The organism is Peribacillus sp. Bi96 (assembly GCF_918698115.1).
In the GTDB taxonomy this organism is placed as follows: Bacteria; Bacillota; Bacilli; order Bacillales; family DSM-1321; genus Peribacillus.
On record NZ_CAKKLV010000001.1, the window covers coordinates 464,514 to 485,739 of the forward strand.

A 21,226-nucleotide genomic window follows, 5' to 3' on the forward strand; every position below is an offset into this window, starting at 1 on the left:
GTTCTCGATCATGGTTCGATTTTGGTTGAAATGTACAGGGATTGTGCTCGTGTTATTTTTAGGTGTTCTAATTGGGATGCAGCAGGCGAACGATGGGATGAAAAAAATGAAGGGGTATGAAGATCCCTCCTTGAATAGTGCATTCATTATCAACCAATCGGACCAAGGGGAGATGGAAGCGGATATTCTTGGCCAAAAAGTAACGAGTCATGATTTGGAGACGAAAAAAGAAAAGCTTGAAGAAATGAAGGCCTTCAACTTTTTCTCATCGATCGGCAAAACGCTTGGTGATACCATATCAGGAGCCTTTCAAGCACTTATAGATATGATCTAGTTGAGTGGGCTCTATCAAAAGGTTGCATCCGAATCCGGCATGCAGCCTTTTTTGATGCTTTACCTTACAATGATGCTTCTTTTGTAACTATTCTGTTGAATCTTGCATTTTCTATTGATATAATGAAAAATAGTGTATTGTGTCGACTAGTGGGAGTGAACGTCATGAATAGAGAAGAAAAATTAAAAAGACAATCAAAGATTCGTAACTTTTCCATCATCGCTCATATTGATCATGGTAAATCAACATTGGCGGATCGTATCATTGAAAAAACGAACGCCATGACTCAGCGTGAAATGAAGAGTCAACTGTTGGATTCCATGGATTTAGAGCGTGAGCGTGGAATTACGATTAAATTGAATGCCATTCAATTGAAATATAATGCGAAAGATGGCGAAGAATATATTTTCCATCTTATTGATACACCGGGACATGTCGATTTTACTTATGAGGTTTCAAGAAGCCTTGCGGCGTGTGAAGGTGCTGTCCTTGTTGTCGATGCGGCACAAGGCATTGAGGCCCAAACGCTTGCAAACGTTTATTTGGCATTGGACAACAACCTGGAAATCATTCCTGTCATCAATAAAATTGACTTGCCGAGTGCCGATCCGGAACGAGTACGTGGAGAAATCGAGGAAGTAATCGGATTGGATGCTTCTGATGCAGTTTTGGCTTCGGCTAAGGCGGGAATCGGAATCGAGGAGATTTTGGAGCAGGTCGTAGAATTAGTGCCGGCACCGCAGGGAGACCCTGATGCCCCATTCAAGGCACTTATTTTCGATTCGCTGTTTGATGCATATCGTGGTGTGGTTGCCTATATCCGTGTTGTTGAAGGTTCCATTAAAGTGGGCGACAAAATCAAAATGATGTCCACTGGCAAGGAATTTGATGTAACCGAATTGGGTGTCTTCAATCCAAAAACCCAACAGTTGGATGAACTGAACGTCGGTGATGTAGGTTTCCTTACTGCAGCCATTAAAAACGTCAGTGACACGACTGTTGGTGATACGATCACAGGTGCCGTGAATAGTGCGGTAGAACCGTTGCCGGGTTACCGGAAGATGAATCCGATGGTATATTGCGGTTTATATCCAATTGACGCATCGAAATTCAATGATCTACGGGATGCTTTGGAGAAATTGGAATTGAACGATTCGGCGCTACAGTTTGAAGCGGAATCATCCCAAGCATTGGGCTTCGGTTTCCGTTGCGGCTTCCTTGGACTCCTTCATATGGAAATAATCCAGGAACGGATTGAACGCGAATTCAAGATTGATCTGATTACAACAGCCCCGAGTGTTATTTATGATGTTATCCAGACTGACGGAACGGTCCTGAAAGTGGATAACCCGTCTAATATGCCTGATGCTCAAAAGATAGAACGAGTTGAGGAGCCATATGTAAAAGCAACGATGATGGCACCGACGGAGTTCGTCGGAACGATCATGGAAATCTGTCAAAATAAACGCGGTAACTTCATTGATATGGAATATATCGATGAGACTCGTGTAAGCATTCATTATGAAATACCATTATCCGAAATCGTGTATGATTTCTTCGATCAACTGAAATCTAATACAAGAGGCTATGCTTCATTTGACTATGAGTTAATCGGTTACCAGCCGTCCAAGCTTGTGAAGATGGATATCTTGCTGAATGCTGAAACTGTCGATGCCTTAAGTTTCATCGTTCATAAGGATTTCGCCTATGAACGAGGTAAAGTCATCGTTGAAAAATTGAAGAAATTGATTCCAAGACAACAATTTGAAGTGCCGATCCAAGCAGCTATCGGGCAAAAAATCGTGGCCCGTTCTTCGATTAGTGCAATGCGCAAAAACGTATTGGCTAAATGTTACGGCGGCGATATATCCCGTAAACGTAAGTTGCTCGAAAAACAGAAAGAAGGTAAAAAGCGGATGAAACAGGTAGGTTCCGTTGAAGTGCCGCAAGAAGCTTTCATGGCTGTTTTGAAAATGGATGATACGACACCAAAAAAATAATGAAAATAAACGATAGAAAGAAAAAAGAGGGTAGAGGAAATCTAGCCTCTTTTTCTATCGACTCATACGATTAAAGGTTGTGAACACAATGATTAAAAGCGCCTACCTCCATATACCATTTTGTGAACATATCTGTCACTATTGTGATTTTAATAAAGTGTTTTTACAGGGACAGCCGGTCGACGAATATTTACAGATGATGAAAAGAGAAATGGTGATGCAGCTTTCCAAGTACCCGACAACAGGATTGGACACGGTTTTCGTCGGTGGAGGGACACCGACCTCTTTGGATGAAAAGCAGCTGGCATTCTTATGTGAAGCAATAAATGAAACGCTCCCATTTGATCCGAAAAAAGCTGAATATACTTTCGAAGCCAATCCAGGAGATCTTTCGAAAGAAAAACTCGAGATCCTTTATCGTTCAGGTGTCAACAGACTTAGCTTTGGAGTGCAAAGCTTCAATGATGAATTATTGAAACGAATTGGTCGGACTCACCGGGCTTCTGAGGTATATGAAACGATTCATTTGGCTCAAGAGGTGGGCTTTACGAATATCAGCATCGATTTGATTTACGGGCTGCCGGGGCAAACGATGGAAGATTTCAAGGACACGCTAGATAAAGCCATCGCCCTTCAATTGCCGCACTATTCCAGTTACTCATTGATTGTTGAGCCGAAGACGGTTTTTTATAATCAAATGCGAAGAGGTAAATTAAATCTGCCGCCTCTGGAGCTCGAGGCTTCAATGTATGAGCGGCTGATGGAAGAGATGGAGAAGCATGGTAATCACCAATATGAAATCAGTAATTTTGCCCGGGCAGGGTTTGAAAGCCGGCACAATCTGACATATTGGGATAATGTGGAGTATTATGGGATTGGTGCCGGAGCTCATGGCTATACTGGTGGAAAAAGAGTGGCCAATCATGGACCGGTGAAGAAATATATCGCACCATTGATGGAAAACCAGCTGCCGGTATTGGAGGAACATCCAGTTCCGCTTCATGAACAAATGGAAGAGGAGATGTTTTTGGGACTCCGGAAAACAGAAGGAGTTTCATTGGAGAACTTCAAGAATAAATTTTTTGTTGAAATGACGGAGATTTTCAGGAAACCGCTCGAAGAAGAATCTGCAAAAGGTCTGCTATTGATTGAAGGTGGGTTCGTACGCTTGACCGAGCAGGGGAAACTGCTTGGGAATGAGGTGTTCCAATCGTTTTTAGGCGTTATTGAATCAGAATAAGAAAATCTCTTGTTATTTAACGATGAATTAGCGGTTTTCATTGTTGACATCATAAGCTTCATTTGATAATTTATTAGTATATTAGCACTCGGAGAGATAGAGTGCTAACAGAGGTGATCATACATGCTAACTGATCGTCAATTATTGATTCTGCAAGTGATAATCGAGGATTTTATCCATTCTGCCCAGCCAGTCGGGTCACGAAGCTTGTCGAAGAAAGATGAAATTACGTTCAGCTCTGCCACAATCCGCAATGAAATGTCCGATCTGGAAGAAATGGGCTTTTTAGAAAAAACCCATACATCTTCCGGTAGAATTCCTTCTGAAAAAGGGTATAGATATTATGTGGATCATTTACTTTCTCCTCAAGCTCCGAAAAAGAATGAAATGAAGTTATTAAAATCCGTTTTTGTGGAACGAATTTATGAATTGGAAAAAATCGTTCAGAAGTCAGCGAAAATCCTTTCGGAACTGACAAATTATACGGCGATTGTACTAGGGCCAAAAGTGAATGAACATAAGCTGAAAAAGATTCAGATCATTCCGTTGAGTCCTGAAACGGCTATCGCCATTATTATTACTGATACAGGTCATGTAGAAAATCGAATGATTTCCTTACCTCCTTCGTTTGATATAAACGAAATCGAAAAGATGGTGAACATATTAAATGCCCGATTGGTCGATGTTCCGCTTATAGATCTAAAGGATAAGATTTATAAGGAAGTGGCTGTTCTTTTGAGCCGCCACATTCATAACTATGGATCGATGGTATCGGTCCTGGCGGAGACGCTGACTGATACTAAGCCCGAAAAAATCTTTTTCGGCGGGAAAACGAATATGCTGAGGCAGCCGGAGTTCCATGATATTGCTAAAGTGAGCACACTGTTATCAATGATTGAGCAGGAACAAGGGTTTTATGAACTCATTACCCAAAATCCTTCTGGCATCCACGTCAAGATTGGTCGTGAAAATCAAAATACAGTGCTCGATGACTGCAGCTTGATTACCGCAACCTACTCAATCGGACAGGAGCAAGTGGGCACATTGGCCATCTTGGGTCCTACGAGAATGGAATATTCGAGAGTGATCAGTTTGCTTTCGTTTTTCTCGAAAGATTTAACGGCCCTGATGACAAAACTGTATCAAAAATAGGAGCAAAGGTAATATTGTTAAGGTGGCGGAGTGCAGATTCCGCAGCCTGGCATATTACTTTAGCATAAATTGTATAACCCTTTTAGGGAGGTGAGATTGTGACAGAAAATAAAAACGAAGAACAAACATTGGAAAATGAAACAATCGAGGAAAGCGCTGCAGAAGCAGTTTTCGCTGAAGCGGAACAAAACCAGGAGGAAACTCCGGTTGAAAAAGATGAACTTCAATTGGCTCATGATAAGATTGTTGAGCTTCAGGCAAAAATCGAAGAAATGGATAACCGTTATCTTCGTCTGCAGGCCGATTTTGATAATTCAAGACGCCGTGCCAAGCTTGATATGGAGGCGGCTCAAAAATATAGAGTTCAAAGTATTGCGATTGATTTAGTGGAGGCTCTTGATAATTTTGAAAGAGCTACAAAAATCGAAGCGGAAAATGAACAGACAAAATCCCTGCTATCCGGCATGGAAATGGTCTACAAAGCGATTATAGATGCATTGACTAAAGAAGGCATCGAGCCGATCAGTTCGGTTGGTGAAGAGTTCGATCCGCGTTTGCATCAAGCGGTCATGCAAGTTCAAGATGAAAACTTCGGTTCTAACATCATCGTCGAGGAATTCCAAAAAGGATACCTTCTTAAAGACCGAGTCATTCGACCTGCAATGGTAAAAGTGAACGAATAAAGATTTTACATATAAATAATTGGGAGGTAGTGAAACTATGAGCAAGATTATTGGTATTGACTTAGGTACAACAAACTCTTGTGTATCTGTACTTGAAGGCGGGGAACCAAAAGTAATCCCGAATCCAGAAGGAAACCGTACAACACCATCCGTAGTTGCATTCAAAAATGGAGAAAGACAAGTTGGGGAAGTGGCAAAACGCCAAGCGATTACAAACCCTAATACGATCATTTCCATTAAACGTCATATGGGTACAAACCATAAAGAAGTCATTGAAGGAAAAGAATACTCTCCGCAGGAAGTTTCTGCCATCATCCTTCAATACTTAAAAACTTACGCTGAAGAGTATCTAGGCGAAAAAGTGACAAAAGCGGTCATCACTGTACCGGCTTACTTCAATGATGCAGAACGTCAAGCGACTAAGGATGCTGGACAAATTGCTGGTCTTGAAGTGGAACGTATCATCAACGAACCGACAGCTGCAGCACTTGCATACGGTTTGGATAAAACGGAAGAAGATCAAACGATTCTTGTATTCGACCTTGGCGGCGGTACATTTGACGTATCGGTCATGGAACTTGGAGATGGCGTATTCGAAGTTAAGTCCACTGCCGGTGACAACCGTCTAGGTGGAGATGATTTCGACCAAGTCATCATTGACTATCTAGTAGAAGCATTCAAGAAAGAAAATGGAATCGATCTTTCTAAAGACAAAATGGCCGTTCAACGTTTGAAAGATGCTGCTGAAAAAGCGAAAAAAGATCTTTCAGGTGTAACTTCTACACAAATTTCATTACCATTCATCACTGCTGGAGACGCTGGCCCGCTTCACTTGGACGTAACGATGACTAGAGCTAAATTCGATGAGCTTTCTTCTGGTCTTGTGGAACGTACAATGGGACCTACTCGTCAAGCAATGAAAGATGCAGGTCTTTCAGCATCTGAAATTGATAAAGTCATCCTTGTTGGTGGTTCAACGCGTATTCCTGCGGTTGTTGAAGCAATCAAAAAGGAAATCGGTCAAGAACCAAGCAAAGGTGTTAACCCTGATGAAGTAGTGGCCATGGGTGCTGCGATTCAAGGTGGCGTATTAACTGGAGATGTTAAAGACGTTGTTCTTCTTGACGTAACTCCACTTTCACTTGGAATTGAAACGATGGGCGGAGTATTCACGAAATTAATCGACCGTAATACAACGATTCCAACAAGTAAATCACAAGTATTCTCAACAGCGGCTGATAATCAAACAGCAGTTGATATCCATGTTCTTCAAGGTGAGCGTCCGATGTCAGCAGATAACAAAACGCTTGGCCGTTTCCAATTGAGTGACATTCCACCGGCACCGCGCGGAATTCCACAAGTCGAAGTAACTTTCGACATTGATAAAAATGGTATCGTAAACGTTCGTGCGAAGGATCTTGGCACAAACAAAGAACAAGCGATCACCATCAAATCATCTTCAGGTCTTTCTGATGAAGAAATCGACCGCATGGTACGTGAAGCGGAAGAAAATGCTGATAGCGACAAACAACGTAAAGAAGAAGTTGAACTTCGTAACGAAGCAGATCAACTAGTCTTCCAAACGGAAAAAACGCTTAAAGATCTAGAAGGAAAAGTGGATGAAGCGGAAGTAACAAAAGCAAACGAAGCGAAGGATGAACTGAAAGCTGCCATCGAGAAAAATGAGCTGGAAGAAATCCGCGTGAAAAAAGATGCACTTAACGAAATCGTTCAAGCTTTGACAATGAAGCTTTATGAAGAAGCGGCAAAAGCTCAGCAAGCTAGCGAAGCTGGTGCTGGCGAAGCCGGTGCAAAAGACGATAATGTAGTAGATGCAGAATACACGGAAGTTAACGAAGAAGAGAAAAAATAAAAAGTGACCCAAGTGGGACACTGATATATTGGGCAGTGAATTTCTGCCTGCCATTACAGAAAAGTCAAAGTCAGGTTATCTTGACTTTGGCTTTTTTTTACAATGGATGGAATCATTGTCAGGAAGTGTCGACATCAACAGTTGCTGATGGGGAAAGGATTCCTGAGAAAAAAGTGTACAAAATGATGTTGGCAGGATCAGATACAAAAAAGTGTTCAGGCCGTTTGTGCTTTTCTAGTTGATTATTATCTTCGTTCAGTGATAATATTACCTTTATGTGAAACGAATCGGGAGTGGATTTTAGATATGAGTAAACGCGATTATTATGAGGTGTTAGGCCTTTCGAAGAGTGCTTCGAAGGATGAAATCAAAAAAGCGTATCGAAAGCTCTCCAAACAATATCACCCTGATATTAATAAAGCGGACGATGCTGCGGATAAATTCAAGGAAATTAAGGAAGCTTACGAAGTATTGAGTGACGAACAGAAAAAGGCCCATTATGACCAATTCGGACATACAGATCCAAATCAGGGCTTTGGCGGTCAGGACTTTGGTGGTTTTGGCGGCTTTGAAGATATTTTCAGCAGCTTCTTTGGAGGCGGCGGGCGCAGGAGAGATCCTAATGCACCTCGTCAAGGGGCAGATTTACAGTATACGATGACGCTTTCTTTTGAAGAGGCAGCATTTGGAAAAGATACTGAAATCGAAATTCCGCGTGAAGAGAATTGTGATACATGTAAAGGATCTGGCGCTAAACCAGGTACAAAAGTGGAAAACTGTTCCCATTGTCATGGAACCGGTCAATTGAATGTTGAACAAAACACAGCGTTCGGAAGGATTGTGAACCGGAGAGCATGTCATCATTGCCAAGGAACAGGAAAAATCATTCCTAGTAAATGTTCAACATGCGGCGGTGACGGGAAAGTACAAAAACGTAAAAAGATCCAAGTCAAGGTGCCAGCCGGAATTGATGATGGTCAGCAATTGCGTGTAACTGGCCAAGGTGAGCCAGGAATCAATGGCGGACCAGCTGGAGACCTGTATGTAGTCTTCCATGTGCGTAGCCATGAGTTCTTTGAACGTGATGGCGATGATATTTATTGTGAAATGCCAGTTACTTATGCTCAAGCGGCATTAGGGGACGAAATCGAAGTACCGACGCTGCATGGAAAAGTGAAGCTGAAAATTCCTGCTGGTACACAAACTAGCACTCGTTTCCGTTTAAAAGGAAAAGGTGTTCCGAATGTTAGAGGATATGGCCAAGGAGATCAGCATGTCGTCGTGTTAGTGGTCACACCTAAAAAATTAACGGATAAACAAAAGGAACTGCTTCGTGAGTTCAGCGATATAAGCGGACAAGATATAGATGAACAAGATGATGGCTTTTTCTCAAAAGTAAAGCGTGCTTTTAAAGATAGGTGAATAAAAGTAAAAGAACAAATTGGGAGTTGGTAGATTATGAAGTGGTCTGAATTTGCAATCCAAACAACGAATGAAGCGGTTGAACCTGTTTCGAATATTCTTCATGAGGCAGGTGCCAGCGGTGTTGTCATTGAGGATCCTCTAGAATTAGTCAAGGAACGCGAAAATGTTTTTGGCGAAATCTACCACTTGAACCCAGATGATTATCCGGATGAAGGTGTATTGATTAAGGCATATTTGCCAGTTAACAGCTTCCTTGGTGAAACGGTTGATGCCATTAAGGAATCAATCAATAATCTCCTTCTTTTCGATATAGACCTTGGGAAGAATGTTGTTTCAATTAGTGAAGTGAATGAAGAAGAGTGGGCGACCGCTTGGAAAAAATATTATAATCCTGTCAAGATTTCCGAGCGTTTCACCATCGTGCCAACATGGGAAGATTACACTCCAGTTAGCAGTGACGAATTGATCATTGAACTTGATCCCGGCATGGCCTTTGGAACGGGTACACATCCGACAACCGTCATGTGCATCCAAGCGCTGGAACGTACAGTACGCTCTGGGGATTTAGTTGTTGATGTAGGAACGGGTTCAGGCGTTCTAAGCATTGCGGCTGCATTATTGGACGCAAAAAAAATCCAGTCCCTTGATTTGGATGAAGTGGCTGTACAGTCAGCTATACAGAATGTAGAGCTTAATAATGTGCAGGATAGAGTGACCGTTTCACAAGGCAACTTGTTGGATGGTGTGAATGAACAAGCGGATGTCGTCGTGGCGAATATTCTTGCCGAAGTCATCATGCGTTTTACGGATGATGTGGCGAAGGTGGTTAAACCTGGCGGATATTTTATAGCTTCTGGGATCATTCAACCAAAGAAACAAGATGTGAAGGATGCGATTATAGCATCTGGCTTCACTGTTGAGGAAACGATCTTGATGGAAGATTGGGTAGCAATAATCGCGAAAAGAAATGATTAAATGAAAAAAGTTACTCTGGTTATCGGGTCTTTTGATAGTCAGGGTACCTTTTTTTAGCTTGAATCTTTGCACGGCTTGCACTCGGGAAACCGGACTGTTAGCCTGTAAGTTTTTTAGACTAGACGAAGTAGGTGGCAGTGTGCAACGGTATTTTCTTAACGATGAAGACATCATTGGAAACACGGTGACGATATCTGGCGATGATTTTCACCATATCGCCAGGGTGATGAGAATGGGACCAGGAGAGCGGATCATTACAGTGAAAGCTAGCGGCATGGCTGCTGTCACGGAAATTTCGGAAATTACGGATCATTCTGTTATAGGAACCGTGATCGAATGGAAGAATGAAGAAAAGGAACTTCCTGTAAAGGTTGTAATAGCGAGCGGTCTGCCTAAAGGGGATAAATTGGAATATATCGTTCAAAAGGGCACTGAACTGGGTGCCAATGAATTTATCCCTTTTATTGCTGCTCGTTCGGTGGTAAAATGGGACCACAAAAAGGTAGGTAAGAAATTGGAGAGGCTCCAGAAGATTGCAAAAGAGGCGGCTGAGCAGTCTCACCGCACGGTTGTCCCTGCCATCAAGGATCCGATGACGGCAGATCAGATAGCTGGGTATGCTTCCGGTTTTGATCATAAATTAGTCGCTTTTGAAGAAGAGGCAAAACGGGGGGAAACTTCCGTTCTTGCTTCTGTCTTGAAAGATATCACCGCTGGGCAATCGATTCTGTTCGTGTTTGGTCCTGAAGGTGGCTTAGCAGAGAAGGAAATCGAAAAACTGTCCGATGCCGGTTTTGTAGCTTGCGGTCTTGGACCAAGAATATTAAGAACTGAAACAGCACCTTTATATGCACTTTCCGCTGTTTCTTATCATGTAGAACTTTTGAGGTGATGAAAAATGGCAACGGTCGCTTTCCATACATTAGGCTGTAAAGTAAATCATTATGAAACAGAGGCTATTTGGCAATTATTCAAAACTGGAGGATATGATCGTGTTGAGTTTGAAAACACATCAGATGTATATGTCATCAACACATGCACGGTGACCAATACTGGCGATAAGAAGAGCCGTCAGGTCATCCGTCGTGCCATTCGTAAAAATCCGAATGCCGTCATAGCGGTAACGGGATGCTACGCTCAGACATCGCCAGCTGAAATCATGGCCATACCAGGTGTGGATATTGTTGTAGGAACACAGGACAGGGTTAAACTTCTTGATTACATCGAGCAGTTCAAGGTTGAACGTGAACCAATCAATGCTGTCGGAAATATCATGAAAAACCGTGTTTACGAAGAGCTGGATGTACCTGCTTTTACAGACCGTACCCGCGCTTCACTTAAGATTCAGGAAGGCTGCAATAATTTCTGCACTTTCTGTATCATTCCATGGGCTCGTGGCTTAATGCGTTCCCGCGATCCAAAGGAAGTCGTTCATCAAGCAGAGCAGCTTGTCGAGGCAGGGTATAAAGAGCTAGTCTTGACAGGAATTCATACTGGGGGATACGGAGACGACCTGAAGGACTATAATTTGGCTATGCTGCTGCGTGACTTGGAAAAGATCGATGGGTTGAAGCGTATCCGTATTTCGTCCATTGAAGCCAGTCAAATTACGGATGAAATCATTGAAGTGCTTACCAAATCGAAAAAAGTGGTACGTCATTTGCATATTCCGATCCAATCGGGGTCAGATACGGTTTTAAAACGGATGAGACGAAAATATACGATGGATTTCTTCGGTGATCGCATTGAAAAGTTGAAAATTGCACTCCCAGGTCTTGCCGTTACCTCTGATGTCATTGTAGGTTTTCCAGGTGAAACGGAAGAAGAATTCATGGAGACATATAACTTTATAGAAAAATATAAATTCTCCGAACTCCATGTCTTCCCTTATTCAAAACGGACTGGGACTCCGGCTGCGCGTATGGAAGATCAAGTGGATGAAGATGTTAAAAACGAACGCGTCCACCGACTTATCGCTTTGTCTGATCAGCTGGCAAAAGAGTATGCCTCCCGATTCGAGGGGGAAGTTCTTGAAGTCATTCCTGAGACGAAGCTTGAAAATGGTCTTTATGAAGGCTATTCCGATAATTACATGAAAATCGTTTTCCCGGCCTCGGATGACATGGTTGGTGAAATCGTAAAAGTGAAGATTATAAAGTCTGGCTATCCTTTTAGTGAAGGTCAGTTCGTGACGGTTGTCAAAGATTTTCCGTTGCAACAAGCCATTAATATTTAAGACAGCGTTTTTCGCTGTCTTTTTTTTTATCCACTATTTGATGTGTTATCTTGGAACATTAGGGTAAAGACTATATATATCGTCAAAGTGGAGAAACTATGGTATGATGAGAGGTACGTACAACTAGGTATAGATTGTTTTTTGAGGAGGATTATTAATGTCACAAAATGTAGCAGGTTTAATTGACCACACGTTATTAAAAGCAGATGCAACGAAAGAGCAAATAAAGGTATTATGCGAAGAAGCGAGAGAGTATAACTTTGCTTCCGTATGCGTAAACCCAACTTGGGTGAAGTATGCAAGCGAACTTTTGGAAGGTTCAGAAGTAAAAGTTTGTACGGTTATCGGGTTCCCTCTTGGTGCAACTACACCGGAAACCAAAGCATTTGAAACAAAAGATGCCATCTGCAATGGCGCTCACGAAGTCGATATGGTGATCAATATCGGCGCATTGAAGGACAAGGATGATGAGTTGGTAGAGCGGGATATTCGTGCTGTAGTAGCGGCAGCTACTGGTAAGGCTCTTTCAAAAGTAATCATTGAAACCTCATTATTGACTGAGGAAGAAAAAGTCCGTGCTTGTGAACTTGCCGTAAAAGCGGGAACGGATTTCGTAAAAACATCAACTGGTTTTTCAACTGGCGGTGCAACTGTTGAAGATGTCGCGCTTATGAGAAAAACGGTCGGCCCGGATATCGGTGTCAAAGCTTCAGGTGGGGTCCGCAACACGAGTGATGCCCAGAAAGTGATTGAAGCGGGTGCAACGAGAATTGGTGCGAGTGCAGGTGTGTCCATCTTAAAAGGCTTAACTGCTGACTCAGATTATTAATTTTTCAAGTGAAAAAAAAGGCGGAGAATAAATTTTCTCCGCCTTTTTTTTATTCCTTAAATGCTTGAGATATTGCTATGATGTCATCCTACGTATTGACCTTCATTAAAAATGCTATTTTAGTACTTATTGTCCCGGAAATGAGCAAAACTCACGAGTAAGGAAATGCCCCGAAATTACGAAGAAAAGCTCAATTTTGAGGGGTAAATCGAAACTCACGAGTAAACAGCCGAAATTCACGAGTAAAAGCACAAAACTCGCGAGTAAGCGGCCGAAACTCACGAGTAAAAGCACAAAACTCACGAGTAAGGCGCAGGTATTGAGTGAGGAAATGCCCCAAAATTACGAAGAAAAGCTCAATTTTGAGGGTAAATCGAAACTCACGAGTAAACGGCCGAAACTCACGAGTAAACGGCCGAAACTCACGAGTAAAAGCGCAAAACTCACGAGTAAAGCGCAAAACTCACGAGTAAGGCGCAGGTTTTGAGTAAGGAAATGCCCCAAAATTACGAAGAAAAGCTCAATTTTGAGGGGTAAATCGAAACTCACGAGTAAACCGGCGAAACTCACGAGTGAAAGCACAATATTAAGGTGTGGACCTCACTCACGAATTGAAGGTAAAATTTCTTATATTGAGTGGTTTGATCTTTTTAAGCTATATAAGCAATTATAATAATCGGTTGCACCTTTTGTCGCTACGGGCTGTCCCAAAAATCAGTTTTTGATACCTCTTTATTTTCTTCTATGAGGACGATGCAATAAAAGAATGAAGTTTGAGAATTGGCGTGCTAAAGGCAAGACTGCCAAAGAAGTCAAGATATTGAAAATGACACTTGCATGGGCGAGTTGTATCCCCTTGTTTTCGGTGAAAAAGGCAGCCGTTCGTTCCAGTATGTCCACAAAAGGAAGGAATGCACAAACCCCGATGACGTTTAGCCAAATATGCGCATAAGCCGTAAATGCAGCTTGTCTGCCAGAACCGATGCTGGCCATGTATCCGGTGATGCAGGTGCCTATATTGGAACCAAGCATGATGATGATGGCAGAAGCGACGGATAACTCCCCATTCATTAAGAAGCTCATGGCTATCCCGATGGTTGCTGAACTTGAGTGAATAAGTGCCGTTATTAAAATCCCGGCCAATAGGGCATAACTCATATGGCCCTCTATGTAATGGATGAGCGTTTGAATGGAAGGATAGGCTGCAATCGGTGTGGAAAGCATTTTAAAACCACTCATCGCCGCGAAAATCGCTGAGATGCCGATCAAGGACATCCCTAAGCTTCTCGATAATACTTTTGGCATGAAGCAAAGGAAAGCGCCGCTGATGACTCCGGGAATGATCCAACGATCCAAAGAGAAGGTCATGAACTCTGCTGTAAGTGTGGAGCCGATATTCGTTCCAAGAATAATACCGATTGTTTGAGGGAATGATAAACTTCCTGCAGAAACGAGGCCGACAGTCATAACCATGACAGCCGAGCTGCTCTGCAGGATGCCCGTAAATAGGGTTCCGGCGATAAAACCTTTCCAAGGCTTATCCGTTACCTTTGAGAGGAAAGTTTTTAATGCGGCACCTGACATATTGAACAGTCCGATTCGTAAAACCGACATACCTGCAAGAAATATCCCAATGAATAAAAGGAATAAAAATAGCTCATACATGACTCTCACCTCATAATAAGCTTATGGTCCATTTAGGTGAGACATGCTATAAACAGGATTTCTTGATCGTTTAGTGAAAAATTATGATAATAACATGATAATATTCAAAATAAGTTTGGTTTTATTGGTTGACCTGCTAAAGATGATATATTATAATTGTTTAGTACATGTATAACATGTTGACAACTTGAGTTAGTGTGTTGTTTTCGGAGGGAGGGAAAGAGATGTCTAAAACCGTCGTTCGTAAAAACGAATCGCTTGAAGATGCTCTTCGTCGTTTCAAACGTACTGTATCTAAAGCAGGATCGCTTCAGGAAGCTAGGAAGCGTGAATTTTATGAAAAACCAAGCGTAAAACGTAAGAAAAAGTCTGAAGCTGCTAGAAAACGTAAATTCTAAGAGAGGGTGGAAAGATGAGTCTTCTCGAGCGTTTAAATAATGATATGAAACAAGCGATGAAGAACAAGGAAAAGGACAAACTATCTGTTATCCGGATGCTGAAAGCTTCTATTCAAAACGAAGCTCTGAAGCAGAGACAAGATTTAACAGATGATGAAGAATTGACAGTGCTCTCTCGCGAATTAAAACAACGCAAAGACTCCCTCCAGGAGTTTGAAAACGCAGGTCGTTCCGATCTCGTGGATAAAGTCCGCACCGAACTAGTATACGTAGAGGCATATATGCCTGAGCAACTTTCAGAAGAAGAGATTTCTAACATTGTTAAACAAACGATGGAAGAAGTCAATGCAACATCCAAAGCAGATATGGGGAGAGTTATGGGAGCTTTAATGCCTAAAGTTAAAGGTAAAGCGGATGGTTCTCTAGTAAACAAATTAGTACAACAACATCTATCTTAAACTCGAAACTTAAAACTCGAAACCTAACCGCAGGCAAATTGCCTGTGGTTTTTGTGTATTTCACGATATTTATGCGTATATTATGGGAACCAAGCCCGAGATAATAGGGACCTCTCAAATTTATTTGCTTTTTTTGAAACTTTTTTCATATACATACGTAATAACTAAAGAACAGAGTGAAGGGTTGCTTCGCTTGCCCTTATTCGAATTTTAGTTGCGGGCTGAATTTTTTCTGGTAAGTATCCTCCTGGAATTGGTGGCACTTACAGCGTTTAATACGGGAAAGGGGGCGTTCTGCCTGAAAATTTGGCGTTATTTATCTGTACTCTTATTTGGATTGCTGTTCACCGTGTCTTCATTATGGGGATCATCGGCTTCTGCAAAAGAGAAGATCGTTTACCATGTTCCGATTGAAGAAACGGTGGAAAAGGGACTCTCGGCTTTTTTGGAGCGTGCGCTGACCACTGCTGAAGCAGCTGATGCAGATCTTGTCATTTTCGAGGTGAATACCCCTGGCGGTGCTGTGGATGCAGCAGGGGAAATTGCAAAGTTACTGTCCGATTCACCCATTAAGACAGTTGCCTACGTCAATAACAGGGCATTATCTGCAGGTGCCTATATTTCTCTAAGCGCAGATGAGATCTATATGGTTCCAAGCGCTACTATGGGATCGGCAGCGGTAATTGATTCAGCAGGGAACGCTGCAGGTAAGAAAGCGCAGTCTTATTGGCTTGCTGCCATGAAGACTGCAGCAGAACAAAATGGGCGCGACCCTATATTCGCGCAGGCGATGGCGGATGATGACATCAACCTTCCCGAATATGGTGCCGAACGGGGAAAACTGCTGACATTTACAGCTGAACAGGCAAAAAAGGCTGGCTATAGTGAAGGCACGGTCTCGGGGAAAGAGGAGCTGTATAGTATACTTGGGGTTGAGGATGCCGATATTCGGTCCATCGAAGAAAGCTTTCCTGAGAAACTTGCCCGCTTTTTGACCAATCCGATTGTGATTCCCATTTTATTAACGATAGCGGGAATCGGGATTGTGATTGAATTGTTTTCGCCTGGTTTTGGAATTCCAGGAGTTATTGGGATCTCTAGTCTTGTATTGTTCTTTTATGGTCATCTTGTTGCAGGTATCACCGGGTACGAATCGTTAGCGATGTTCATCATCGGGGTCATTCTCGTACTAGTTGAATTTTTTATCCCCGGGGGGATTATCGGTCTGCTTGGATTCACGGCGATTGTAGGGAGTTTATTCCTTGCATCAGGTGATCCGGTTCATATGACCATATCCTTGCTCATTGCGATCACCGTATCCATTTTGGTATTCATCCTACTTGTAAAGGTGTTTGGAAAACAAATGAAATTTTTCAGGAAAATGATTTTAACCGATGCTACAAAAACGGAACAAGGATATGTGAGCAATCCGAATCGCGTGGATTTATTAGGTGTAAGCGGGAAGGCCCTCACAGATTTAAGGCCTTCAGGAACAGCTTTGATGAATGATGAAAGAGTGGATGTCGTGACTGAAGGAAGCTTCATTTCCAAAGGTTCGTCAATCATAATCGTTAAAGTTGAAGGATCTAGGGTAGTCGTCCGGGAAATTCCGGATTCAAATTAAATTTAAAATTAAATGGATACAGGAAGGATGAATCATTTAGTGATAACTTCAGGAACGATCTTTATTGTACTGGCAGTGATTGCTGCTATCATCGTATTGGCAGTGTTTTTCACATTCGTACCAGTAATGTTATGGATTTCCGCCTTAGCGGCAGGAGTCAAAATCAGTATATTTACATTAGTGGGGATGAGGCTTCGCCGAGTTATACCAAGCAGGGTTGTCAATCCTCTTATTAAGGCCCATAAGGCTGGCATCAATGTTTCAACGAATCAATTGGAGAGTCATTACCTTGCAGGTGGTAATGTCGATCGCGTCGTGAATGCATTAATTGCGGCAGAACGTGCCAATATCGTGTTACCTTTCGAACGGGGTGCGGCTATTGACCTTGCCGGTCGTGATGTTCTGCAAGCCGTTCAAATGAGCGTTAACCCAAAAGTGATTGAAACTCCGTTCATCTCTGGTGTGGCGATGAATGGGATCGAAGTGAAAGCGAAGGCCAGGATTACGGTCCGTGCCAATATTGAACGTCTAGTCGGTGGTGCTGGTGAAGAGACAATCATTGCCCGTGTAGGGGAAGGGATCGTATCAACAATCGGTGCTTCGAAAATGCACACGGATGTCCTGGAAAACCCTGATTTGATTTCAAGAACGGTTTTATCAAAAGGATTGGATTCAGGAACGGCATTCGAAATTCTTTCCATTGATATCGCCGAAGTGGATATCGGGAAAAACATCGGGGCCATCCTACAGACGGACCAAGCCGAGGCTGATAAGAAAATTGCCCAGGCAAAGGCTGAAGAACGCCGTGCCATGGCTGTTGCCCTTGAACAGGAAATGGTTGCCCGTGTCCAGGAAATGAGAGCAAAGGTTGTCCAATCCGAAGCGGAAGTTCCATTGGCGATGGCCGATGCGCTGAAAAGCGGAAACCTTGGAGTGATGGATTATATGAATATCCAAAATATAACGGCTGATACGGATATGCGTGATTCCATCAGTAAAATATCCGATAATCCAAAAGATAACAACAATAATAACCATAATAATTAGATTGGGGAAGGGAGGTCTCTAAATGGGAGATTTTATTGATTTCTTTCTCAAAAACCCATTCCTTATCATTGTCTTGATCGGTATTTTATCGTCCATATTAGGTAAAAAAAAGCAGCAACAGCAAAATGATCCTAACACACCTCCGAAAAAGAAATGGCAGGAGGTCATGCGGGAGCTTCAAGGTGAAATGGGGCAAGGGAATCAGCAGCAAAGGCCTGCACCTGCTCCTGTCAGGAAACCTGAACCGCAGGCAACGCAGGCTGTTGAAGTAATGGATGAAACGAAGAACGAAGCGAACAAAAGGATTGCGGAGCTTAGACGGCTTCAGCAGAAGTACGACCAAGAGCGTTTATATCAAAAAGCGAAGGCAGATAAAATCACATCAGCGATATCTGATAATAGCAGTCCGGTTTATCGGAAGGGGCCTTCTTTTGGCAAAAAGCAGCTGATTGATGGCATCATCATGTCTGAAGTGTTGGGACCGCCACGGGCGAAGCGAAGTCTTCAGAGGTCTAGAAGATAATTCGCCAGCGGGCTTTCTCAACTCCTATTTTACGCTTAAAAAAATAGACTTCCGTTCAAATATAATTTTGTGCTAGAACCCTCTTTCATTTCATACATTGAGATGAAAGGGGGTTCTTTTTTATGGCACGGAATTGGGGAAAAAAAATGAAACAGCTTATGACTAAAACAATGGACCTTCCGCAAGATGTCATGATGGACCTGCCGCGAATTACAATGATTGGACAATTACATATTTATATTGAAAACCATCGTGGCTTATTGGCTTTTACTGACAGCGAAGTACGATTGATGCTGAAAACTGGTCAGTTGCTGATAAAGGGAAACGCCTTTGTCATAAAGACCATCTTGCCTGAAGAAATCATGCTCGAAGGCAAAATTGACAAGGTTTATTTTATCAATGAATGATCCCGGGAGGTCTCCATGAAAAACCAATGGACAAACTATTATACAGGCTATGTTAAAGTGAAGGCTTATGGTAAAGGTGCAGAACGGCTGATTAATATGCTGACGAGAAGAGGGCTTCATGTCTGGGATGTGAAGCGCGTCGGCAGCGAAGCCCTAATTTTTCATATGGAGGTCAGGGATATCCCGAAACTCCGTCAGGTCATGCGTAAGAGCGATTGTAAAGTGAAATTCATGCAGGGAAAGGGTGTCCCTTTCCTAATGAAGAGAGTGATGAAAAATAGCGGGTTTTTAGTGGGTCTCATTGCCTTCCTGCTTTGCATTTTTGTCCTTTCCAATATGGTTTGGGGGATCGAGGTGCAAGATGCAAAGCCCGCAACCGAGCATGCCATCCGAAAAGAATTGGACAAGATGGGTGTGAAGATCGGTAAAGTGCAATTCTTTGTTGATGATGTGGATACAATCCAGCGTAAGCTTTCGGACCGGATTGGTGCATTGACATGGGTAGGGGTCGAGCTCAAGGGAACGACGTACCATTTCCGCGTCGTTGAAAAAAGGCAGCCGAAAGAAGTCGAGAAAACATCTCCACAGAATTTGGTAGCTTCCAAAAAAGCGATCATCACAGAAATGTTCGTTGAAAAAGGACAATCTATAGTAAATGTAAATGATTATGTAGGAAAAGGACAGCTTCTTGTTTCAGGTTTGATTGGAAAAGAGGATAAACAGGAAATTGTATCCGCACAGGGAGTAATAAAAGGGAAAACGTGGTATAAGGCGAAAGTGGAAGTTCCGTTAAAAACCAAGTTTTCTGTTTTTAACGGAAATGAAACGAGCAGGCACTATTTGAAAATGGGGGACTTTTCCTTGCCTGTATGGGGATTCAAGGATCCGGGATATGAAAAACAGGAAGAAGAAACGACAGTGAGGCCGTTTCATTTTCTTCAATGGGAATTGCCCATTTCCTATAAGCAGGTGACCTTAAGGAGCAAGGAAGATATTGTTCGAAGTTACACGAAGGAAGAAGCGGTGAAGGAAGGAAGAAAAATGGCTAAAGCGGAATTGGAAAAGCATCTGGACGAGGAAGATGAAATCGCCGGAGAAAAAATTTTGCACGAAAGCATGGAGAATGGTAAAGTTAAATTATCTATACATTACCAAGTTATTGAAGATATAGCGATTGGACAGCCAATCATTCAAGGAGACTAACGAATGACAGATGATGTGAAGGTAATTAAGCTGGAAATAGAATCACCTAATGAAGCTATCGCTTTATTGGGCAATGGGGATTCAAATGTAAAGGTGCTTGAAGAGGAACTTGGAATTTCCGTCATTACCCGAGGTGAAGCGGTGAGTGTTGCCGGGGATATCGAGCGGGCAACGATGGGGCAGGAAATCCTGAAGGCTCTATTGACAGTGATTAGAAAAGGAATTGCAATCAGCTCGAGAGATGTGCTTTATGCGATTGAATTGGCTAGAAAAGGTACCTTGGAGTATTTCGGTGAATTGTATGATGAGGAAATCGCAAAAACTGCTAAGGGAAAATCCATTAAGGTCAAAACAATCGGGCAGAGATACTATATCCAAGCTATAAAGAAACAAGACCTGGTATTTGGGATTGGACCTGCTGGAACCGGGAAGACCTATCTGGCTGTAGTGATGGCGATCAATGCATTGAAAAATGGACATGTTAAACGAATCATCCTGACACGCCCTGCTGTAGAAGCGGGCGAAAGCCTAGGTTTTCTGCCGGGTGATCTGAAGGAAAAGGTAGATCCGTATCTAAGGCCGCTGTATGACGCTCTCCATGACCTTCTTGGGATGGAACAGACCCTAAGGATGATAGAACGTGGAACGATCGAAATAGCTCCTCTGGCTTATATGAGGGGCCGTACGCTTGAAGATGCCTTTGTCATTTTGGACGAGGCCCAAAATACGACGGAAGCCCAAATGAAAATGTTCTTGACCCGGCTTGGTTTCGGTTCGAAAATGGTCATTACGGGAGATCGGACCCAGATTGACCTTCCGAAAGGCATAAAGTCAGGTTTGGTACGGGTAGAAGAGATCTTGAAGAATGTTAAAGGACTTGCCTTTGTTTATTTTGAACAAAGTGATGTAGTAAGACATCCGCTTGTTGCCAAAATCATTACTGCTTACGAGCAAGCGAAGGAATAAGAAAAAATCCGCCATTTTCAATCGGCGGATTTTTCGCGATGTGTCTAAAATGACATACCTTTTTTAGGGAAAAGTGGTAATGGAACGAAAGAAGCTTTACATTTATCAATACGAAGGTGAAAATTTACATAAAAACTGTTATGATTTTACATATCTAGAATAATAAACATCATTTTTTTAGGAGGACC

At 42.5% G+C, this 21,226-nt stretch carries 22 protein-coding genes; 19 read left to right on the forward strand and 3 right to left on the reverse strand.

From position 1 onward, the window contains the following. The first annotated feature begins 10 nt into the window (after positions 1 to 10). From LQ203_RS02230 to deoC, 11 genes are all read left to right on the forward strand, one after another. Positions 11 to 334, forward strand: coding sequence for a YqxA family protein (locus LQ203_RS02230; RefSeq protein ID WP_230155240.1), 324 nt, complete (start codon positions 11 to 13; stop codon positions 332 to 334). A 164-nt stretch (positions 335 to 498) separates the two neighbouring features. Beyond that, a complete protein-coding gene (gene lepA / locus LQ203_RS02235; RefSeq protein ID WP_230155243.1) occupies positions 499 to 2,334 on the forward strand; it encodes a translation elongation factor 4 in 1,836 nt (611 codons plus the stop codon). A gap of 88 nt (positions 2,335 to 2,422) precedes the next feature. Continuing rightward, the gene (gene hemW, locus LQ203_RS02240) at positions 2,423 to 3,574 is read left to right on the forward strand and encodes a radical SAM family heme chaperone HemW (protein ID WP_230155245.1); all 1,152 of its coding nucleotides are present in this window, start codon (positions 2,423 to 2,425) and stop codon (positions 3,572 to 3,574) included. A 123-nt stretch (positions 3,575 to 3,697) separates the two neighbouring features. Beyond that, positions 3,698 to 4,726, forward strand: a complete 1,029-nt coding sequence (hrcA, locus tag LQ203_RS02245; protein ID WP_230155253.1) for a heat-inducible transcriptional repressor HrcA — start codon at positions 3,698 to 3,700, stop codon at positions 4,724 to 4,726. Between the two features lie 98 nt (positions 4,727 to 4,824). Then, a complete protein-coding gene (gene grpE / locus LQ203_RS02250) occupies positions 4,825 to 5,409 on the forward strand; it encodes a nucleotide exchange factor GrpE (protein ID WP_290370507.1) in 585 nt (194 codons plus the stop codon). 37 nt (positions 5,410 to 5,446) lie between these two features. After that, positions 5,447 to 7,282 (forward strand): molecular chaperone DnaK, encoded by a 1,836-nt coding sequence (gene dnaK / locus LQ203_RS02255; protein WP_230155255.1) that lies wholly within the window; start codon positions 5,447 to 5,449, stop codon positions 7,280 to 7,282. A 306-nt stretch (positions 7,283 to 7,588) separates the two neighbouring features. After that, positions 7,589 to 8,704, forward strand: a complete 1,116-nt coding sequence (dnaJ, locus tag LQ203_RS02260) for a molecular chaperone DnaJ (RefSeq protein ID WP_230155257.1) — start codon at positions 7,589 to 7,591, stop codon at positions 8,702 to 8,704. Between the two features lie 36 nt (positions 8,705 to 8,740). Further along, the gene (prmA, locus tag LQ203_RS02265) at positions 8,741 to 9,682 is read left to right on the forward strand and encodes a 50S ribosomal protein L11 methyltransferase (protein WP_230155259.1); all 942 of its coding nucleotides are present in this window, start codon (positions 8,741 to 8,743) and stop codon (positions 9,680 to 9,682) included. 139 nt (positions 9,683 to 9,821) lie between these two features. After that, entirely contained in the window at positions 9,822 to 10,574 is a 753-nt protein-coding gene (locus tag LQ203_RS02270) for a 16S rRNA (uracil(1498)-N(3))-methyltransferase (protein ID WP_230155261.1), read from the forward strand. A gap of 6 nt (positions 10,575 to 10,580) precedes the next feature. Then, positions 10,581 to 11,918, forward strand: coding sequence for a tRNA (N(6)-L-threonylcarbamoyladenosine(37)-C(2))-methylthiotransferase MtaB (gene mtaB / locus LQ203_RS02275; RefSeq protein WP_230155263.1), 1,338 nt, complete (start codon positions 10,581 to 10,583; stop codon positions 11,916 to 11,918). Positions 11,919 to 12,075: 157 nt separating this feature from the next. Continuing rightward, positions 12,076 to 12,747 carry a deoxyribose-phosphate aldolase gene (gene deoC / locus LQ203_RS02280; RefSeq protein ID WP_230155265.1) on the forward strand — a complete coding sequence of 224 codons (672 nt, stop codon included), beginning with the start codon at positions 12,076 to 12,078 and terminating at the stop codon, positions 12,745 to 12,747. Between the two features lie 126 nt (positions 12,748 to 12,873). On the opposite strand, the gene LQ203_RS02285 is transcribed toward deoC, so the two are convergent. The 3 genes from LQ203_RS02285 to LQ203_RS02295 form a co-directional block, all read right to left on the reverse strand. Beyond that, positions 12,874 to 13,050, reverse strand: coding sequence for a hypothetical protein (locus LQ203_RS02285; protein ID WP_230155267.1), 177 nt, complete (start codon positions 13,048 to 13,050; stop codon positions 12,874 to 12,876). Between the two features lie 39 nt (positions 13,051 to 13,089). Next, the gene (locus LQ203_RS02290; RefSeq protein ID WP_230155269.1) at positions 13,090 to 13,317 is read right to left on the reverse strand and encodes a hypothetical protein; all 228 of its coding nucleotides are present in this window, start codon (positions 13,315 to 13,317) and stop codon (positions 13,090 to 13,092) included. A gap of 162 nt (positions 13,318 to 13,479) precedes the next feature. Further along, the gene (locus LQ203_RS02295; protein ID WP_230155277.1) at positions 13,480 to 14,412 is read right to left on the reverse strand and encodes a Na/Pi symporter; all 933 of its coding nucleotides are present in this window, start codon (positions 14,410 to 14,412) and stop codon (positions 13,480 to 13,482) included. 224 nt (positions 14,413 to 14,636) lie between these two features. Here LQ203_RS02295 and rpsU point away from each other — a divergent pair, with 224 nt between their 5' ends. From rpsU to LQ203_RS02335, 8 genes are all read left to right on the forward strand, one after another. Further along, complete coding sequence (rpsU, locus tag LQ203_RS02300) at positions 14,637 to 14,810, forward strand: 30S ribosomal protein S21 (RefSeq protein ID WP_028391853.1); 174 nt, start codon at positions 14,637 to 14,639, stop codon at positions 14,808 to 14,810. A gap of 14 nt (positions 14,811 to 14,824) precedes the next feature. Next, positions 14,825 to 15,268 (forward strand): GatB/YqeY domain-containing protein, encoded by a 444-nt coding sequence (locus LQ203_RS02305; RefSeq protein ID WP_230155278.1) that lies wholly within the window; start codon positions 14,825 to 14,827, stop codon positions 15,266 to 15,268. Between the two features lie 349 nt (positions 15,269 to 15,617). Next, on the forward strand, positions 15,618 to 16,892 hold the full coding sequence (locus tag LQ203_RS02310; protein ID WP_230155279.1) for a nodulation protein NfeD: 1,275 nt from the start codon (positions 15,618 to 15,620) through the stop codon (positions 16,890 to 16,892). A gap of 27 nt (positions 16,893 to 16,919) precedes the next feature. Further along, positions 16,920 to 17,939: a flotillin-like protein FloA gene (gene floA / locus LQ203_RS02315; RefSeq protein ID WP_230155281.1), complete on the forward strand. Its 1,020-nt coding sequence runs from the start codon at positions 16,920 to 16,922 to the stop codon at positions 17,937 to 17,939. Positions 17,940 to 17,961: 22 nt separating this feature from the next. Further along, on the forward strand, positions 17,962 to 18,462 hold the full coding sequence (locus tag LQ203_RS02320) for a hypothetical protein (RefSeq protein ID WP_230155283.1): 501 nt from the start codon (positions 17,962 to 17,964) through the stop codon (positions 18,460 to 18,462). Positions 18,463 to 18,584: 122 nt separating this feature from the next. Continuing rightward, a complete protein-coding gene (gene yqfC / locus LQ203_RS02325; RefSeq protein WP_230155285.1) occupies positions 18,585 to 18,869 on the forward strand; it encodes a sporulation protein YqfC in 285 nt (94 codons plus the stop codon). Positions 18,870 to 18,884: 15 nt separating this feature from the next. Continuing rightward, the gene (gene yqfD, locus LQ203_RS02330; protein WP_230155287.1) at positions 18,885 to 20,072 is read left to right on the forward strand and encodes a sporulation protein YqfD; all 1,188 of its coding nucleotides are present in this window, start codon (positions 18,885 to 18,887) and stop codon (positions 20,070 to 20,072) included. Between the two features lie 3 nt (positions 20,073 to 20,075). Then, positions 20,076 to 21,038, forward strand: a complete 963-nt coding sequence (locus LQ203_RS02335) for a PhoH family protein (RefSeq protein ID WP_230155289.1) — start codon at positions 20,076 to 20,078, stop codon at positions 21,036 to 21,038. Positions 21,039 to 21,226: the final 188 nt, after the last annotated feature.

Excerpts from the sequence above, each read along its gene's own strand:
- LQ203_RS02230 (WP_230155240.1), top strand. The coding sequence starts at position 11 with ATGGTTCGATTTTGGTTGAAATGTACAGGGATTGTGCTCGTGTTATTT.
- lepA (WP_230155243.1), top strand. The coding sequence starts at position 499 with ATGAATAGAGAAGAAAAATTAAAAAGACAATCAAAGATTCGTAACTTT.
- hemW (WP_230155245.1), top strand. The coding sequence starts at position 2,423 with ATGATTAAAAGCGCCTACCTCCATATACCATTTTGTGAACATATCTGT.
- hrcA (WP_230155253.1), top strand. The coding sequence starts at position 3,698 with ATGCTAACTGATCGTCAATTATTGATTCTGCAAGTGATAATCGAGGAT.
- dnaK (WP_230155255.1), top strand. The coding sequence starts at position 5,447 with ATGAGCAAGATTATTGGTATTGACTTAGGTACAACAAACTCTTGTGTA.
- dnaJ (WP_230155257.1), top strand. The coding sequence starts at position 7,589 with ATGAGTAAACGCGATTATTATGAGGTGTTAGGCCTTTCGAAGAGTGCT.
- prmA (WP_230155259.1), top strand. The coding sequence starts at position 8,741 with ATGAAGTGGTCTGAATTTGCAATCCAAACAACGAATGAAGCGGTTGAA.
- mtaB (WP_230155263.1), top strand. The coding sequence starts at position 10,581 with ATGGCAACGGTCGCTTTCCATACATTAGGCTGTAAAGTAAATCATTAT.
- deoC (WP_230155265.1), top strand. The coding sequence starts at position 12,076 with ATGTCACAAAATGTAGCAGGTTTAATTGACCACACGTTATTAAAAGCA.
- LQ203_RS02295 (WP_230155277.1), bottom strand. The coding sequence starts at position 14,412 with ATGTATGAGCTATTTTTATTCCTTTTATTCATTGGGATATTTCTTGCA.
- rpsU (WP_028391853.1), top strand. The coding sequence starts at position 14,637 with ATGTCTAAAACCGTCGTTCGTAAAAACGAATCGCTTGAAGATGCTCTT.
- LQ203_RS02305 (WP_230155278.1), top strand. The coding sequence starts at position 14,825 with ATGAGTCTTCTCGAGCGTTTAAATAATGATATGAAACAAGCGATGAAG.
- floA (WP_230155281.1), top strand. The coding sequence starts at position 16,920 with ATGAATCATTTAGTGATAACTTCAGGAACGATCTTTATTGTACTGGCA.
- LQ203_RS02320 (WP_230155283.1), top strand. The coding sequence starts at position 17,962 with ATGGGAGATTTTATTGATTTCTTTCTCAAAAACCCATTCCTTATCATT.
- yqfC (WP_230155285.1), top strand. The coding sequence starts at position 18,585 with ATGGCACGGAATTGGGGAAAAAAAATGAAACAGCTTATGACTAAAACA.
- yqfD (WP_230155287.1), top strand. The coding sequence starts at position 18,885 with ATGAAAAACCAATGGACAAACTATTATACAGGCTATGTTAAAGTGAAG.
- LQ203_RS02335 (WP_230155289.1), top strand. The coding sequence starts at position 20,076 with ATGACAGATGATGTGAAGGTAATTAAGCTGGAAATAGAATCACCTAAT.